General features: G+C 64.1%; 14 protein-coding genes. 3 read left to right on the top strand and 11 right to left on the bottom strand.

Annotated features, from left to right (window positions below):
* Positions 1 to 7: 7 nt before the first annotated feature.
* From C2L64_RS39535 to C2L64_RS39515, 5 genes are read right to left on the bottom strand one after another with little or no spacing between them, the layout of a single operon-like run.
* Positions 8 to 1,273: a M20 family metallo-hydrolase gene (locus C2L64_RS39535; RefSeq protein ID WP_007583849.1), complete on the bottom strand. Its 1,266-nt coding sequence runs from the start codon at positions 1,271 to 1,273 to the stop codon at positions 8 to 10.
* Positions 1,270 to 2,112 carry an amino acid ABC transporter ATP-binding protein gene (locus C2L64_RS39530; RefSeq protein WP_007583851.1) on the bottom strand — a complete coding sequence of 281 codons (843 nt, stop codon included), beginning with the start codon at positions 2,110 to 2,112 and terminating at the stop codon, positions 1,270 to 1,272. Before C2L64_RS39530 ends, C2L64_RS39535 begins: the two co-directional genes overlap by 4 nt.
* Positions 2,109 to 2,786, bottom strand: coding sequence for an amino acid ABC transporter permease (locus tag C2L64_RS39525; protein WP_007583853.1), 678 nt, complete (start codon positions 2,784 to 2,786; stop codon positions 2,109 to 2,111). Before C2L64_RS39525 ends, C2L64_RS39530 begins: the two co-directional genes overlap by 4 nt.
* Before the next feature lie 15 nt (positions 2,787 to 2,801).
* Entirely contained in the window at positions 2,802 to 3,464 is a 663-nt protein-coding gene (locus tag C2L64_RS39520) for an amino acid ABC transporter permease (RefSeq protein ID WP_007583854.1), read from the bottom strand.
* Positions 3,465 to 3,482: 18 nt separating this feature from the next.
* On the bottom strand, positions 3,483 to 4,340 hold the full coding sequence (locus C2L64_RS39515; protein ID WP_007583856.1) for a transporter substrate-binding domain-containing protein: 858 nt from the start codon (positions 4,338 to 4,340) through the stop codon (positions 3,483 to 3,485).
* A gap of 308 nt (positions 4,341 to 4,648) precedes the next feature.
* On the opposite strand from C2L64_RS39515, the gene C2L64_RS39510 reads away from it, so the two are divergent.
* The 3 genes from C2L64_RS39510 to C2L64_RS39495 all read left to right on the top strand — a co-directional run bounded on the left by C2L64_RS39510 (position 4,649) and on the right by C2L64_RS39495 (position 8,147).
* A complete protein-coding gene (locus C2L64_RS39510) occupies positions 4,649 to 6,298 on the top strand; it encodes a methyl-accepting chemotaxis protein (RefSeq protein WP_007583858.1) in 1,650 nt (549 codons plus the stop codon).
* Between the two features lie 395 nt (positions 6,299 to 6,693).
* On the top strand, positions 6,694 to 6,963 hold the full coding sequence (locus C2L64_RS39500) for a hypothetical protein (RefSeq protein ID WP_007583862.1): 270 nt from the start codon (positions 6,694 to 6,696) through the stop codon (positions 6,961 to 6,963).
* Positions 6,964 to 7,169: 206 nt separating this feature from the next.
* Positions 7,170 to 8,147, top strand: coding sequence for a LysR family transcriptional regulator (locus C2L64_RS39495; RefSeq protein ID WP_007583864.1), 978 nt, complete (start codon positions 7,170 to 7,172; stop codon positions 8,145 to 8,147).
* A gap of 9 nt (positions 8,148 to 8,156) precedes the next feature.
* Here the strand turns inward: C2L64_RS39495 and C2L64_RS39490 are convergent, their stop codons facing one another.
* The 6 genes from C2L64_RS39490 to C2L64_RS39465 all read right to left on the bottom strand — a co-directional run bounded on the left by C2L64_RS39490 (position 8,157) and on the right by C2L64_RS39465 (position 14,109).
* The gene (locus C2L64_RS39490) at positions 8,157 to 8,840 is read right to left on the bottom strand and encodes an SDR family NAD(P)-dependent oxidoreductase (RefSeq protein WP_039900754.1); all 684 of its coding nucleotides are present in this window, start codon (positions 8,838 to 8,840) and stop codon (positions 8,157 to 8,159) included.
* Between the two features lie 34 nt (positions 8,841 to 8,874).
* Positions 8,875 to 10,212: an NAD(P)/FAD-dependent oxidoreductase gene (locus C2L64_RS39485; protein WP_007583868.1), complete on the bottom strand. Its 1,338-nt coding sequence runs from the start codon at positions 10,210 to 10,212 to the stop codon at positions 8,875 to 8,877.
* 24 nt (positions 10,213 to 10,236) lie between these two features.
* Positions 10,237 to 11,055, bottom strand: coding sequence for an amino acid ABC transporter permease (locus C2L64_RS39480; protein WP_007583870.1), 819 nt, complete (start codon positions 11,053 to 11,055; stop codon positions 10,237 to 10,239).
* Positions 11,056 to 11,119: 64 nt separating this feature from the next.
* On the bottom strand, positions 11,120 to 11,938 hold the full coding sequence (locus C2L64_RS39475) for a substrate-binding periplasmic protein (protein ID WP_007583872.1): 819 nt from the start codon (positions 11,936 to 11,938) through the stop codon (positions 11,120 to 11,122).
* A 71-nt stretch (positions 11,939 to 12,009) separates the two neighbouring features.
* Entirely contained in the window at positions 12,010 to 12,735 is a 726-nt protein-coding gene (locus tag C2L64_RS39470; protein ID WP_007583874.1) for an amino acid ABC transporter ATP-binding protein, read from the bottom strand.
* A gap of 33 nt (positions 12,736 to 12,768) precedes the next feature.
* Complete coding sequence (locus C2L64_RS39465) at positions 12,769 to 14,109, bottom strand: NAD(P)/FAD-dependent oxidoreductase (RefSeq protein WP_007583876.1); 1,341 nt, start codon at positions 14,107 to 14,109, stop codon at positions 12,769 to 12,771.
* Positions 14,110 to 14,165 lie beyond the last annotated feature (56 nt).

The following is a 14,165-nucleotide window of genomic DNA, read 5'->3' as shown; positions in this document are numbered from 1 at the left end:
TTCCTTGTCAGTCGTTGCAAAGAGTGGTGAGGGTGTGCGCGAGCGCGCGTGCGCCCAGCACGAGGTGACGGGCTTCCGTGGCTTCAGCCGGGTTGTGGCTGATGCCGCCGCGGCTCGGCACGAACAGCATGGCCGTTGGGCAGTGCTGCGCGAGATACATCGCGTCGTGAAAGGCGCCCGACGTGAGGCGCAGCGCCGGCGCGTCGAGCGCATGGCAGGCGGCATCGATCCGTGCGAGCACTGCCGCGTCGAAACGCACCGGCGCGTGGGCAAACAGCGGCGCGATGCGCGCGCCGTGGCGCTTTGCGCAAGCCGATACCTGCTCGTCGAACGCATCGAGCACATGGGCGTCGGGATGACGGAAATCGACGGAGAAGGTCACGTCGGATGGAATCGTGTTGATCGAATTCGGCGTTACGCTCCAGCGCCCGAACGTGATGCGCGTGTGCTCGCCGCCCAGCGACAGTGCAATTTCCTCGAGCGAGGCTCGCAGTGCGACGGCGAGCGTCATCGCATCGCGACGCATCGGCATTGGCGTGGTGCCGGCGTGCGCAGCCACGCCTTCGCAGTGGAATTCGTACCAGCGAACGCCCTGAATGCCCGTGACGATGCCGAGCGGCACGTCGGCATTCTCCAGTTGCGGACCTTGCTCGATATGCAACTCGACGAACGCATGCGCAGGCAGCGCGTCGTCGCGTGACGGCAGTTCGGGGAAAGCGCGCCGATAGCTCTCCAGCGCGGCGCGCAGCGTGACGCCGTCGGCGTCGGCGGCGTCCAGGTAGGCGGGCATGCGCGACGGCTCGACAAATGCACTCGATCCCATTGCACCCGGCGCGAAGCGCGTGCCTTCTTCGTTGGTCCAGATCGCGACTTCGAGCGGCCGGCGCGTGCGGATGCCCGCATCGTTGAGCGCGGCAATGCATTCGAGTCCGGCGAGCACGCCGTAGCAGCCGTCGAGCTTGCCGCCCGAGGGTTGCGTGTCGATATGGCTGCCCGTCATCACGGGCGACGCATCGTCGATGCCGGGCCGGCGGATGAACAGGTTCGCGCATGCGTCGGTGGAGACGGTGCAGCCCAACACATGCGCGTGCGCGACCAGATAGCGGCGCGCGTCCAGATCCGTTGCACTGAGGGCGGGGCGATTCACACCGCCATCGGACCGCGCGCCGAATGCAGCGAGTGCCTCGATCGACGCGAGCAGGCGTGTCTCGTCAATACGATCCGCGGCGCGCAGTGCATCGTCCGCGAGGTTATGTTGACCGGTGCGGATCATGACGACGCTCCCGACGTCTGCTCCACGCTGTCAGCCCTTCCTGCCGGCGCGGTCACACTCAGGCTGCGATCGAACCACGGTTTGAGAAACTGCTGAAGACGCGGCGTGCGCGAGTTACCGAACAGCTGTGCGGGCGGCCCCGACTCGACGATCTGGCCGGCTTCCATGAACACGACCTTGTCGGAAATTTTCGCGGCAAAGCTCATTTCGTGCGTGACCATCACCATCGTCATGCCGTCCTGTGCGAGTGAACGGATCACGTTCAACACTTCTTCGACGAGTTCGGGATCGAGCGCCGAAGTCGGTTCGTCGAGCAGCATCACTTCCGGCTCGATGGCGAGCGCACGCGCAATGCCGACGCGCTGCTGTTGTCCGCCGCTCAGCCGCGCGGGATAGACGTCCGCCTTGTGCTGCAGGCCGACGCGCGCGAGCGCCGCTTGCGCTTTGGCGCGCGCATCCGCGCGGCGCATCTTCTTGGAAAGCACGAGGGGCGCGGCGACGTTGTCGAGCACGCTCATGTGCGGCCACAGGTTGAACTGCTGGAACACCATCGACACGGGGCGCCGTACCTCTGCGACGCTCGCCTCGCTGTCGCGATCGCGCAGCGTGCGGCCAGCGGAGCGATAGCCGAGCAGCTGCCCCTTGATCCAGACTTCGCCTTCGTCGTAGGGCTCGAGGAAGTTCATGCAGCGCAGCGCCGTCGTCTTGCCCGAGCCGGACGGCCCGATCAGCGTGACGATCTCGCCGCGCATCACGTCGAGGTCGATGCCCTTGAGCACGCGGATTGCGCCGTACGACTTGCCGACGGCGCGCAGCTTGAGTATGGGTTGAGCGCTCATGTGGCTTTATTTGCGGCTTTATTTGCGTCGTTACGCAGGAAAGGGATCATCGCCGTCGCGCGCTGCGCGAGCAGCGACACGGCCTGCGTGAGCAACCAGTAGCTCACGATCAGCAGCGCATACGGACCGATGTAGGTGTAAGTGGAGGCGACGATGTCGCTGGCTGTCATCGTCAGTTCGGGGACCGTGATGATGGACGCCACGGCGCTCTCCTTGATCACGAGAATGACCTGGTTCGCGAGCAGCGGCACCGCGAAGGCGAGCGCCTGCGGCAGTTCGATCGCGCGGAACGCTGCCCAGCGGCTCACGCCGAACGCTTGCGCGGCCTCTAGCTGACCACGCGGCACGCTGGCCCATGCAGCGCGAAAAATCTCGGCGAAATAGGCGCTCGCATAGATCGCGAGCGACACGACCGTCGCTTGCACGGCCGTCATCGTGATACCGAAAACGGGCAGCCCGAAGTAGACGATCATCAATTGCGACAGATACGGCATGCCGCGAATCAGCCAGACGAACAGGCCGTAGGGCGCGGCAAGCACGCGGACGTAACGCAGGCGCAGCGCGTTGAGCGCGAATCCGCCGGCCATGCCGAGCACAGCCGCGATCAGGCTGACTTCGAGCGTGACGAGCATCGCGTCAGCGAAGCGTGGAACGAGAGCGAGCAGGTTATCCATGCGAGTGATCCCCGGTCATGCGCGCGACGCCGCGCGGCGCTCGTAGCAATGCCCGGCGAAGGACAGCAGCGTCGTGATGGCCAGATAGAAGAGCGCGGCGCACGTGTACACCTCGAGCGGCCGGTACGTCGACGACGACAACTGCTGGCCGACGCGCATCAGGTCCGTGACGGATATCACCGAGACGACAGCCGACGCCTTGACGATATCGATCATCTCCGACACGAGCGCGGGCAGCGTCACCCGCACCACCTGCGGCACTTCGATGTGCCACAGCACCTGACGGCGCGTGAGATTGAACGTGACGGCCGCTTCGATCTGCCCGCGCGCAATCGAGCGAAAGCCCGCGCCGAGAATCTGCGACTGATACGCGGCCGTGTTCATCGACAGTCCGATGGCCGCCGCGACGATGCCGGGCACCGCGAGCCCGAGCGCCGACGGCAGGTAATACATCACGAGCAGTTGCGCGAGCACGGGCGTGCCGCGAAACACGCTGACATAGACCCGCGCGCCGCCCGCGAGCAGGCGGCTATCGCTTGCCGACATCGTGTAGATGAAGATGCCAGCAAAGAAGCCGCAGAACACGGCAGCCGCCGACAGCCACAAGGTCGTCAATGCGCCGTCCAGCAGTTGCGGCAGATAGCCGGCGCAGCGTGCGAGCAGATCGGGAGCGTTCATCTATCGGATCGCGGCAAGTCAGATGGAGGGCGCGGGAACGGCGTCGACGGGCACGTCCATCGTCGAGCCGAACCACTTCTCCTGCAGCTTCTTCATCGTGCCGTCGCGGTTCGCGCGCGCGATGCCGTCGCTAAAGAGCTTGACGAGCGCTGCGCTGTCGCTGTCCTTGCGCGCGACCCACGCGAAGTAGCTCTTCGGCCCGATCGTCTGCGGCAGCAGCGTGAACACGCCCGGGCGCGATTTCATCAACGGCCCCAGGTTCGCGACCGATTGCGCGACGGCATCGAGCCGTCCCACGGCGAGGTCGGCATAGGCTTCGTCGAACGCGACGTACTGTTTGATCTGCTTGATGCCGGGGCCGCCTGCGTCTTTCAGTTTCTTGTCGAGCGCCTGCAATGCCTGCAACTGCGCCGAGCCCGTCTGCGAGCCGACGATCTTGCCGTTCAGGTCGTCGGGAGACTTGATGCTCGTGTCGCCGTTGCGCAGCAGCACGCCCGTCGTCGCGTCGGCGATGGGCAGGGTGAACGCGAAGTGGCTGACGCGGTCCTTGTTGACGGTAACGGCCGTCACGACGATGTCGAAGCGCTTGGCGTCGAGTCCCGGCAGCAGTCCCTGAAACGGCAGATCCAACTGCTTGACCTTCACATCGGGTATCGACTTCAGCACGTAGGCCATCAGATCCGCGTCATAGCCGACGATCTTGCCGTTATCGACGTACTCGAACGGCGCGTAACGGGCCTCCGTCGCGATGGTGATTTCCTTGTTCGTCTTGATGCGCGCCAGCAGATCGTCGGACTGGGACCAGCCCGGTGTGGCGGTGACGAGTGCGAGCGCACCGAGCAACGAGAAGACCAGACTGCGAAGAGGCTTGTTCATGACGCTTCCTTGTGAAAGGCCCGTGGCCGAGTATGAAAGTGAAAAGAATTTAATTCAAGTTACTTGAATGAGGTTCAATAAGCATGAGGCGTGCCATGCGGCACGGCCCCGTCGGGCAGGAAAGCAGGCGCGCGTGATGCACCGGCGCGGGGAGTTTTCACGCGGCTGAGGTCGCACGCGGCGCACGATGCACCGCGCTGGGGATGCTTCGCTGAGCGTGGATGTCGCAATTGGTCGAATTGGTGTCGCGCTGGCATCACAGAAGCCATGCGGCCGCGCCGTTAGTCCGGTAGACGGCCTGCGATCACATGGCCGAAGCCGATTCCGTTCTGACTACTGGAGAAACGCTGCGCGCGCCGCGCTTGCGGCGCGCACGCTGCTTTGCGCTCATGTTCAGAAACACCACGATTCGCGGCGGGCTCGCCGCCACCATCTCGGGTTGCACGCTGCTGTTGATGCTGGTCATCGCGGCCGCCGTGTTTGCGCTCTTCAAGAGCAACGCCGCGCTCGACGCGATGTATCGGGACGACACCGCTTCCGTCGTGCATCTGAAGACCAGTTCCGAGCGGCTGCTGGTGTTTCGCACGGGGCTCGCCGACGTCGAACAACTGATCAGTGCAGGCAAGCCGGCTGCCGCTGAGATCAAGCAACTGCATGTGCTGCTCGGCGAGAGCAATCGTGAGCTCGATGCGTACCGTGCGCTGCACGCACCTGACGCGCAGGAAACGACGCTGCTCGCTGCGATGACGGACAAACGCGACCGTCTGTTGACGCAGGCCTTTTCGAAGGCCCTCAAGCAACTCGACGACGAGAATCTGGTCGACTTCCTGAGCACGCAGCGCGAGATGCCCGTCGCGCTGTTCGACGAATACCAGAAGGCGCTCATCGCGCTGGAGGATTTTCAGGTGCAGCGCCAGCGTATGCGCTTCGACCACGCGAACGAGCGCTTTCACATGACGCTCTGGGGCTTCGGCGCGGCTGGATTGAGCGCGCTGATCGTCGGCATGCTCGCGCATCGGGGGCTGACGCGGGCGATCGTCACGCCCGTCAACGCCGCCGTCGAATACTTTGCGAAGATCGCAGCGGGCGACCTCACGGCCATCGTCAGGACGGAACGCCGCAATGAAATGGGTTACCTGCTCGACGCGCTGAACGACATGCAGCAAGGTCTCGTCGCCGTCGTGCGCAAGGTCAGGGCTGGGACGGACGCGATCATGCACGATGCGCGCGCGATTGCCAGCGGCAACCGCGATCTGTCGATGCGCGCGGGCGATCAGGCCGCCTCGCTCCAGCAGGCGGCCGCAAGCATGGAAGAACTGACGGCCACGGTGCGGCAGAACGCCGACAATGCGCATGACGCGAGCGCGCTCGCCACGCGTGCGTCCGACATTGCGACACGCGGCGGCGAAGTGGTGCGTCAGGTCGTCGACACGATGGATGCGATTTCGGATAGCTCGGCGCGCATCGTCGGTATTGTCGGCGTGATCGAGAGCATCGCGTTTCAGACCAACATTCTTGCGCTGAACGCCGCCGTCGAAGCGGCGCGCGCGGGAGATCAGGGGCGCGGCTTCGCGGTGGTGGCCAGCGAGGTGCGGCATCTGGCGCAGCGCAGCGCCACGGCCGCAAAGGAAATCAAGGAACTGATCGGCAATTCGACGCTGAGCGTGCGTGCGGGAAGCGAACTGGTATTGCGCGCGGGCTCGACGATGGACGACATCCTGAAGGCCGTGCAGAGCGTGAACGCGATCATGGCGGATATCAGTCTTGCGTCGCGCGAGCAGACGGCGGGTATCGAACTGGTCAACGCGACTGTCGTGCAGATGGAAGCGATGACGCAGAGCAACGCATCGCTGGTCGAGTCGGCGTCGACCACGGCGGCTTCGCTGGAAATGCAAAGCGAGCATCTGCACGGCGCCGTGGCGATATTCCGTGTGAGCGGGGACGAGCGGGCCGGGTGACGAAGTGCTGTGCTGATCGGTCTGTTGGGTCGCCTCGCGTAGCGGATGAGCAAATGTTGGCTGCAACCCGCCATTGCGGCCGTTCCATCTGGCCGCGCCAATCCTTACCGTTGACCGCGGAACCTCGCCTGGCGGGCCTTCAGGCGTTAGCCAACGGCTCTGCAAGCACGATTGGCATAGCCCATGCAGTTGTCGCTGCAGGCGCAACGACGATCGTTGTCGCGCGATGCGTGGCGCTCCGCCGCGCGGATCGAGTCCGCGAAACCGTGTTGATCGTTTGAGCCTTCCATTGCGCGCGCAGGCCGGGCCTCGCGCGCTCCATCGGATTGCACGAAGCGCGTCGCAGCACATGGCTCGCGTGCATTCGATTGCTCAACGAACTCAAGGGAGTCCACATGAATGCGAAACTGATCGGCGCGCTGTTGCTGGCGTGCGTGACATCGTTTGCCCTGCCAGCCTTCGCAGGCGATGACGCGCCCGCTTCCAGTCCTCGAACGGGCGGCGTCGTGAAAGCGTCGCACGCCGGGCACAGCGATCAAATGGCTTTGCCGGACAAGGCCAGGCCCGGCAATCACAGCGGCGTCGGCGGCGTCGAATCGGGGAAATCGCAGTCCGGCAGACGCGAGCAACCCGACAGCATCGATCCGATGTATCGCGGCGGCTGATTGGCCTGTGCGGCCTCGCCGCTTGTACCGAACATGAGGCAGGCTTCAGGTTCGCGTCAAAATTGCCTGACGATAAGCGTTATCGTCGCGCTATTTTGCGTGAGACGCGTCCAACTGTTCGCTAAATCCGGCTAATTGCGGTGTTTGCTTGTTTTTGCCGGTCCGCGCGTTTTATCCTTGTCGTTTGGTAGCCGAAAGGGGATAGCGTGGACCGCATTCAGGCAATGGAAGTATTCACTCGTGTGGTCGATGCGAACAGCTTCACGCGCGCCGCCGAGCAGATGGGCATGCCGCGCGCGACGGTGACGACGACCATCCAGAACCTCGAAGCCGTGCTCGGCGTGCGTCTGATGAACCGGACGACGCGCCGTCTGTCGCTCACGCCGGAAGGCGCCGCGTATTACGAGCACAGCATCCGCATCATCACGGACATCGCGGAAACGGACGCGAGTTTTCAGGCGGGCAATCGCAAGCCGAGCGGGGCGCTGCGCGTGCACATGCCGAATTCGCTCGGGCGACATCTCGTCATTCCAGCGTTGCGCAGCTTTCACGAGCGCTATCCGGACATCTCACTCGATCTGGGCCTCTCGGACCGGCCCGTCGATCCCGTCGAGGAGGGGATCGACTGCATGGTGCGGGCGGGCCCGCTCGAAGATTCGTCGATGGTTGCGCGGCGCGTCGGCACGCTCAAGCGTGTGACGTGTGCTTCGCCCGATTATCTGGCGCGCTATGGCGAGCCGCAGAACATCGACGATCTGGCCTTGCATCAGGCCGTGAACTTTCGCGTCGTGCACGGCACGCGGCCAATGCCGTGGATCTTTCTCGTCGACGGCAAGCTGACGGAAGTGCGGATGAACGGTGTCGTCACGGTCAACGATTCGGAGGCGTACGTCACATGCGGGCTGGAAGGCTTTGGCCTGATCCAGCCGATGCTGTTCATGGTCGCGCCGCAACTGCGCGATGGGTCGTTGCGTGAAGTGCTGCCGGGCTTCAAGCCGAAGTCCAAGCCGGTTTCGATCGTGTATCCGAACAACCGGCATCTGTCCGCGAAGGTGCGTGTGTTCGCGGACTGGATCGCCGAGTTGTTCGAATCGACGCCCGCGCTGGCGGACGGCGAAACACGGCGGGTGGCCGTGCCGAAACGCGAGACGCAGCAGGCGGATCATGGGCCGATTGCGGCGTGACGTTCGTCGTCACAGCATGTCTTCGTGACGGCAATTGATGAGCAGTTCCGCCATGCTCGCCGTGTTCGGCAGTTCGAGCGTGTTCACGACGATCGATGCGATGTCGCCCGGCTGCGTCATCGCGTCGGGCGGCAGATCGGCGAGTCCGGCTGCCATGTCGGTGTTGACGAAGCCGGGACAGACGGCTGTTGCGCGCACGCCGTCGTCCCAGCACGCACGCCGCACCGCATGGGTCAACGCGATCACCGCGTGCTTCGACATCTGATAGCCGACGTTCAGGTTCTTCACCCGCTTACCCGACAGCGACGCGAGCTGCACGAAGCGTCCGTTGCCTGCACGCCTCAGATGCGGCAACGCGGCCTGCGCGAGCCGGAAGGGCGCCTTCACGTTGATGTCGAGCGTTTCGTCGAGCAGTTCGCTCGCGTCGTCGTCGAACGTGATCATCTTGCAGATCCCGGCGTTGCTCACTAGCACGTCCAGACGGCCGAAACGATCGACGGTCGCATTGACCCACTGGCGGGCGGCATGCGCGTCGCGCGCTTCGTAGGCGAAGAGAAACGCGTCGACGTTGTTATCGAACGATGACGGGTCGCGCATGCCCAGCGACAGCCGATATCCACGCCGATGCAACTCCAGCGCGATTTCGCGGCCGATGCCGCGATTCGCTCCTGACACCATCGCTACCTTGTCCATGTGATGTTCCCGCTGACGATGTGATGTGCAACGTTTAAAAGCCCGCGTCGATGGTGATTTTCGTACCGTCGCTGAAGCGTTCGAGCCGAAACGCGTGCGGGTCGACGAGCGGCGTGTCGTTATTGACGAGATCGGCCATCAGCTTGCCCGCGGCCGGTCCAATGCCGAAACCGTGCCCCGAGAAGCCCGTGCCGATGAACAACCCCGGTACGCGCGCGGCGCCGGAGATGACGGGAATCGCATCTGGCGTCACGTCGATATAGCCCGCCCAGCGCTGCGCAATCTTCGCGCCTGCGAGATGCGGAAACGCCTTCACGAACTCGAGCAGCCCGTTATCGACATATGGGACGACGGGATCGGGATCGAGCGTGCGGATGGCTTCGAAGATGGTTGGACGGTCGAGCGCCCAGCGGCGGGGCCGCTTCAACTCATCGAGAAAGCGCTTGCCGACGCGGATCTGCAACGCGCCCATCTGGCTCTTCAACGCCTCGATGTACTTGAAGAAGAGGCGGAACGCATCGGGGGTGAGGTCCGCGTGCGTTCGCAGTCCATAAGCGACCGTGTAGCCGCCGTCGGCGCGCTTGCGAAATGCGAACTCCTCGTTGTTCGCGCTGCACGTCGGGCCGCCTTCGAGCGGCTCGGTACGCAGCACCGAGGCGCGCGTCAGCAGTTGCGGCAGTTCGACGCCGAGATTGCCGCAGAAATAGCGCGTCCATGCGCCGCCCGCGACGACGACGGCATCGCAGCGGATCGTGCCGTGCTCGGTGACGACGGCGCTGACGTGTCCGCCGCTCGTTTCAATGCCACGTACGGCGCAAGGCGTGAGTATCTTCACGCCTCGCTTGCGCAGCGCATTCGCGATGGCAGGCGCGGCTTTTTGCGGTTCCGCGCGCGCGTCGCCTGGCGTGTATATGCCTCCCTTGAAACTGCGGGTCGAGCCGGGCAGCAGTTCGGCAATCGCTTCGGTATCGACTTCGCGCGTGTCGAATGCGTCGCCGGCAATCTGCCTCGCGCGCGCGAGCCAGTCGCGATGCCTTGCCAATGTCGCGTCGTCGTTCGATACATACAGAATGCCGCACTGATTGAAACCCGTGTCGATGCCCAGCGTGCGGTCGAGCGTGCGCCACAGCTTCAGGCTTTCGATGCTGAGCAGCAGTTCGCGCGGGTCGCGGCGCGTGACGCGCACCCAGCCCCAGTTGCGGCTAGATTGCTCGCCGGCGATGTGTCCTTTCTCGCACAGCGCGACCTGCAAGCCTTTTTCGCTCAGATACAGCGCAGTGGAAACGCCGATGATCCCGCCGCCGATCACGACCACATCGGCGCGCTCAGGTAACTGGATATCGTCGGCTACGGTGTCGACTTTCGGTCCCATGTTCGTGTATTGAGTTGGATGGGTTCAAGGCCGGCGTTCGGCGATGCCGGCTGCGGCGGCCTGCGCAGTTGCCTGCGATTGCAGCGCTGCCTCGCGCCGCGCTGCGCGCAGACTGCGCGGCGCCCGCTTGCCGCCGCGCGCGCCGGGGTTCGAGAAGCGGTTGGTCCAGCGATCGATGTGATTGATCGCATGCGTGAGCGGCACGGTGATCAGCAGATACACGACGCCTGCCGCGACGAGCGGCGACAGGTTCGCCGTATTGACGGCCGTATTCTGCCCGATCGTGAAGAGATCGCGTTGCGACGTGAGCAGCCCGAGAAAGTAAACGAGGCTCGAATCCTTGACGATCGAAATGAACTGGTTGGCGAGCGCGGGCAGAATGCGCCGCACGCCCTGCGGCACGATGACATGCCGCATGCCGCTCCAGTACGTCATGCCGAGCGCCTGGCACGCATACATCTGGCCGCGCCCCACGCTCTGGATACCCGAGCGGAAAATCTCGGCGATATAAGCGGACGATATCAACGCGAGCGCGACGATCGCGAGAGGATAGGGGTTCGGCCCGAAGATCGACAGCCCGATGGGCGCCAGCCCCTGGCCAACCACGAGAATCACGAGCGCGGCGGGCAGGCCGCGAAACACGTCGATGAACACCTGCGCGGGAAACATCAGCCAGCGCGTGTTGGACACGGCCATCAACGCGAGCACCATGCCCGCGACGATGCCGAGCACCGTCGAGAACAACGACAGGACCAACGTGTTCACCAGGCCCGTACCCAGCAGCGCCGGCAACGAATCGACTAGAAGCGGCCAGTCGAGGAAGTTCTGCAAAAAAGCGTCCATGTGCGCTCTCCGGGAGACGAAACGTGGTCGATGACGTGCGGTTGGCGGGCGGCGGCCGGGTCGCTCAGGTGCCTGACTTCATTGCGTACGGCGGCAGGTCGGCGGGCTTCGGATAGCCGGGATGGAACTGCAGATAGAGCTTCATCCACGTGCCGTCGGCCACCAGTTCGCCGAGCGTCTTGTTGAGCGCGGTTTCGAGCTTGACGTTGCCCTTGTGAACAGGAAAGCCCGCCGGCAGATTGATCGCGGATATGTCGAGCTTGTCCGCGATGTTCATCTGCGGGTACTTGCCTTGCAGGCCTTCCACCAGTGTCTTGTCGACGAAGTAGCCGTCGATGTACTTGTTACGCAGCGCGAGGAATCCCGCGTTCAGATTCGGAAAGCGCACGATCTGCGCACTGGGCAGATAGCTGTCCGAATACGTGTCTTCGATGGTGCCTTGCACGACGCCGATCCGCTTGCCCTTGACGGACGCGACGTCGCTCGAAATCGTGCTGTCCGGCAGCGTCGCGACGCTCAACAGGCCCGTCAGGTACCCCTCGGAAAAGTCGACCATCTTGAGCCGTTCTTTCGTGATCGAAATGGAGCCGGCGGCGAGATCGATCTGCTGGTTCGCGACGCTCGGTAACAGGCCGGCGAAGTCCTGCGCGCGGAAGTCTGCGGACAGACCGAGCTTCGCGGCGATCGCGCGAATCAGCTCGACATCGAAGCCCGTCATCTTGCCGTTGTCGATGTACGAATAGGGCTTGTTGTTCGCGTCGACGCCGGCAACGATCTTGCCCGGTGTGAGCGTGCCCACGTCTTCCGCATGAGCGGCCGATACGGCTGCGACGCACAGCGAAGCAGCCAGCGCGAAACTGCGTGCAAACTGAAGAAAACGCATCATGAGGCTCCTCTCGAAAGGAACGGCGGTGAACAGAAAGGGAACAGCAGGGCGAACGCGGCGTGTGCCGCTCAATGCAGAATGCGCGACAGAAACTCACGCGCACGCTCGGAGCGAGGGCGCGAGAAGAACTGTTCTTTCGAGTCGTCCTCGGCTATGGCGCCACGATCCATGAACAGGATGCGGTCGGCGACGCGCCTGGCGAAGCCCATTTCGTGGGTCACGCACAACATCGTCATGCCGTCCTGAGCGAGCGCGCTCATCACGTCGAGCACTTCGTTGACCATCTCCGGGTCGAGCGCGGAGGTCGGCTCGTCGAACAGCATCGCGACGGGGTCCATCGACAGCGCGCGGGCAATCGCCACACGCTGCTGCTGGCCGCCTGACAACTGCGTCGGGTACTTGTCTTCGTAATCGCGCAAGCCCACGCGCCGCAACAGCGAGCGCGCCTTGTCGGCTGCTTCGTCGCGGCTGCGTCCGAGCACCGTCATCTGCGCGAGCATCAGGTTGCGCCGTACGCTCAGATGCGGAAAGAGCTCGAAATGCTGGAAAACCATCCCGACCTTCGCGCGCAACCGCGCAAGGTTTACCGTTTTCGCCGTCACGTCCACGCCGTCGACGACGATGCGGCCATCCTGCACAGGCTCGAGCCCATTGACCGACTTGATCAGCGTCGACTTGCCCGAGCCCGAAGGCCCGCAGACCACGACGACTTCGCCGCGTTCGATCGTCGCGGAGCAGCCGGCCAGCACGCGGTGCTCGCCAAACCATTTCGAAACGTTGTGCAGATGGATCATCGGGGCTCCTCGTATCCAGTGACGCGATGAAGGTCAGGACAGCGCGACGCGCACACGTCCGCGCCACAGGTCGTCGAGTTGATAGAGCGCGGTGCCGAGCGGCACGGCAATCTGACTGGCGATCCCTGCGCCGCTCAACGGAAATTCGCCTTCGCTAAAGGCGCCTGCGTCGCGATCTACGCGGAGCATATGCCGCGCGACGCGGTGGCCCAGATAGCTCATCAGCGCGACGCCATTGCCGTTGCAGCCGAGCGCGTAATGAATGCCGTCGTGCACGCCGATGTGCGCGAGCTTGTCGCGTGTCATCGCGACGTAGCCTTTCCATGCGTGCGTGATACGCACGTCGCGCAGCGCCGGCCACAGTTGCAGCATCTTTCCGTATAGAAGGCGGGCCGCTTCGCGTTCGCTCAGTTCGCTGATCGCCGGGCGTGAGCCGAACAGCATCCGTGTACCGTCTGGAGACGGGCGCGTGTAGAACAGATTGCGCTTCGAATCGCTGATCATCCGCGCGCCGGGGTTGAGCGCGTGCATCAATCCGTCGGGCAGGGGTTCCGTCGCGATCTGATAGCTCGCGACGGGCAGCACGCGGCGCGCGAAGAACGGCAGCAACGGGCCCGTATAGCCGTTGGTCGCGACAAGTACATGGCGTGCGTCGAGCGAGCCTCGCGCCGTGTGTACGCGAAAGCGCACGCCGTCGGGCGCGTTGCTCGCGATCCGCTCGATACGTTCCGCTTGTGCATGCGAATGCAGTGTGACGCCGCGCCGCCTGGCAAGCTCGCGCAGTCCACGGTGATACTTGGCCGTATGCAGCCCGCCGTATTCATCGACGAGGATGCCGCCGTAGTAATAGTCCGAGCCGATCATCGCGCGCTGCGCGTCGCGCTCGATCACATGCACGGTGACGCCCGTTTTGTCCCGCAGTAACTCACCCTGGCGACGCAACTGATCGAAATGACCGGGCGTGTAAGCGCCGAAAAAGCGGCCGGTGATCGTCAGATCCGCATCGAGCGATTCGTCGGCGACGAGGCGCTTCAAGTAATCGAAACTTGCCATCGATTCGCGCATCAGCCGCACGAGCCGCTCGGCGGAGACGCCCGCGATCGCGTTCGTCAACGCGAGCTTCTGGCCGCTCGACACCATTCCGCCGCTGCGCGTGCTGCCGCCCGCGCCGATCTCACCCGCATCGAGGACGGCCACGCGCGCGCCGTGGCTCGCCGCTTCCGCAGCCGCCGACAGCCCGCAATAACCGCTGCCGATAATCGCAATGTCCACCTGGCATGGCAGCGGCGTCCGCGCGGTTTCGGGCGGCGCAGCGTCCCACCAGTACGGGTCGCATCGAAAGGCTTCATGGAAAAGCAGGGAATCAGGGCGCATGAGCGTGACGGGTTCTGCGTAGTGAGGCCAGTCTAGGTTCGTGCGGTTTATCCGGT

The organism is Paraburkholderia hospita, assembly GCF_002902965.1.
In the GTDB taxonomy this organism is placed as follows: domain Bacteria; phylum Pseudomonadota; class Gammaproteobacteria; order Burkholderiales; family Burkholderiaceae; genus Paraburkholderia; species Paraburkholderia hospita.
The sequence above is the reverse complement of the archived record's forward strand: the minus strand, read 5'-3'. Positions and strand labels throughout refer to the sequence as shown.

Bases quoted from the DNA above. Each gene is read 5' to 3' on its own strand.
- C2L64_RS39535 (WP_007583849.1), bottom strand. From the start codon at position 1,273: ATGATCCGCACCGGTCAACATAACCTCGCGGACGATGCACTGCGCGCC.
- C2L64_RS39530 (WP_007583851.1), bottom strand. From the start codon at position 2,112: ATGAGCGCTCAACCCATACTCAAGCTGCGCGCCGTCGGCAAGTCGTAC.
- C2L64_RS39525 (WP_007583853.1), bottom strand. From the start codon at position 2,786: ATGGATAACCTGCTCGCTCTCGTTCCACGCTTCGCTGACGCGATGCTC.
- C2L64_RS39520 (WP_007583854.1), bottom strand. From the start codon at position 3,464: ATGAACGCTCCCGATCTGCTCGCACGCTGCGCCGGCTATCTGCCGCAA.
- C2L64_RS39515 (WP_007583856.1), bottom strand. From the start codon at position 4,340: ATGAACAAGCCTCTTCGCAGTCTGGTCTTCTCGTTGCTCGGTGCGCTC.
- C2L64_RS39510 (WP_007583858.1), top strand. From the start codon at position 4,649: ATGGCCGAAGCCGATTCCGTTCTGACTACTGGAGAAACGCTGCGCGCG.
- C2L64_RS39500 (WP_007583862.1), top strand. From the start codon at position 6,694: ATGAATGCGAAACTGATCGGCGCGCTGTTGCTGGCGTGCGTGACATCG.
- C2L64_RS39490 (WP_039900754.1), bottom strand. From the start codon at position 8,840: ATGGACAAGGTAGCGATGGTGTCAGGAGCGAATCGCGGCATCGGCCGC.
- C2L64_RS39485 (WP_007583868.1), bottom strand. From the start codon at position 10,212: ATGGGACCGAAAGTCGACACCGTAGCCGACGATATCCAGTTACCTGAG.
- C2L64_RS39480 (WP_007583870.1), bottom strand. From the start codon at position 11,055: ATGGACGCTTTTTTGCAGAACTTCCTCGACTGGCCGCTTCTAGTCGAT.
- C2L64_RS39475 (WP_007583872.1), bottom strand. From the start codon at position 11,938: ATGCGTTTTCTTCAGTTTGCACGCAGTTTCGCGCTGGCTGCTTCGCTG.
- C2L64_RS39470 (WP_007583874.1), bottom strand. From the start codon at position 12,735: ATGATCCATCTGCACAACGTTTCGAAATGGTTTGGCGAGCACCGCGTG.
- C2L64_RS39465 (WP_007583876.1), bottom strand. From the start codon at position 14,109: ATGCGCCCTGATTCCCTGCTTTTCCATGAAGCCTTTCGATGCGACCCG.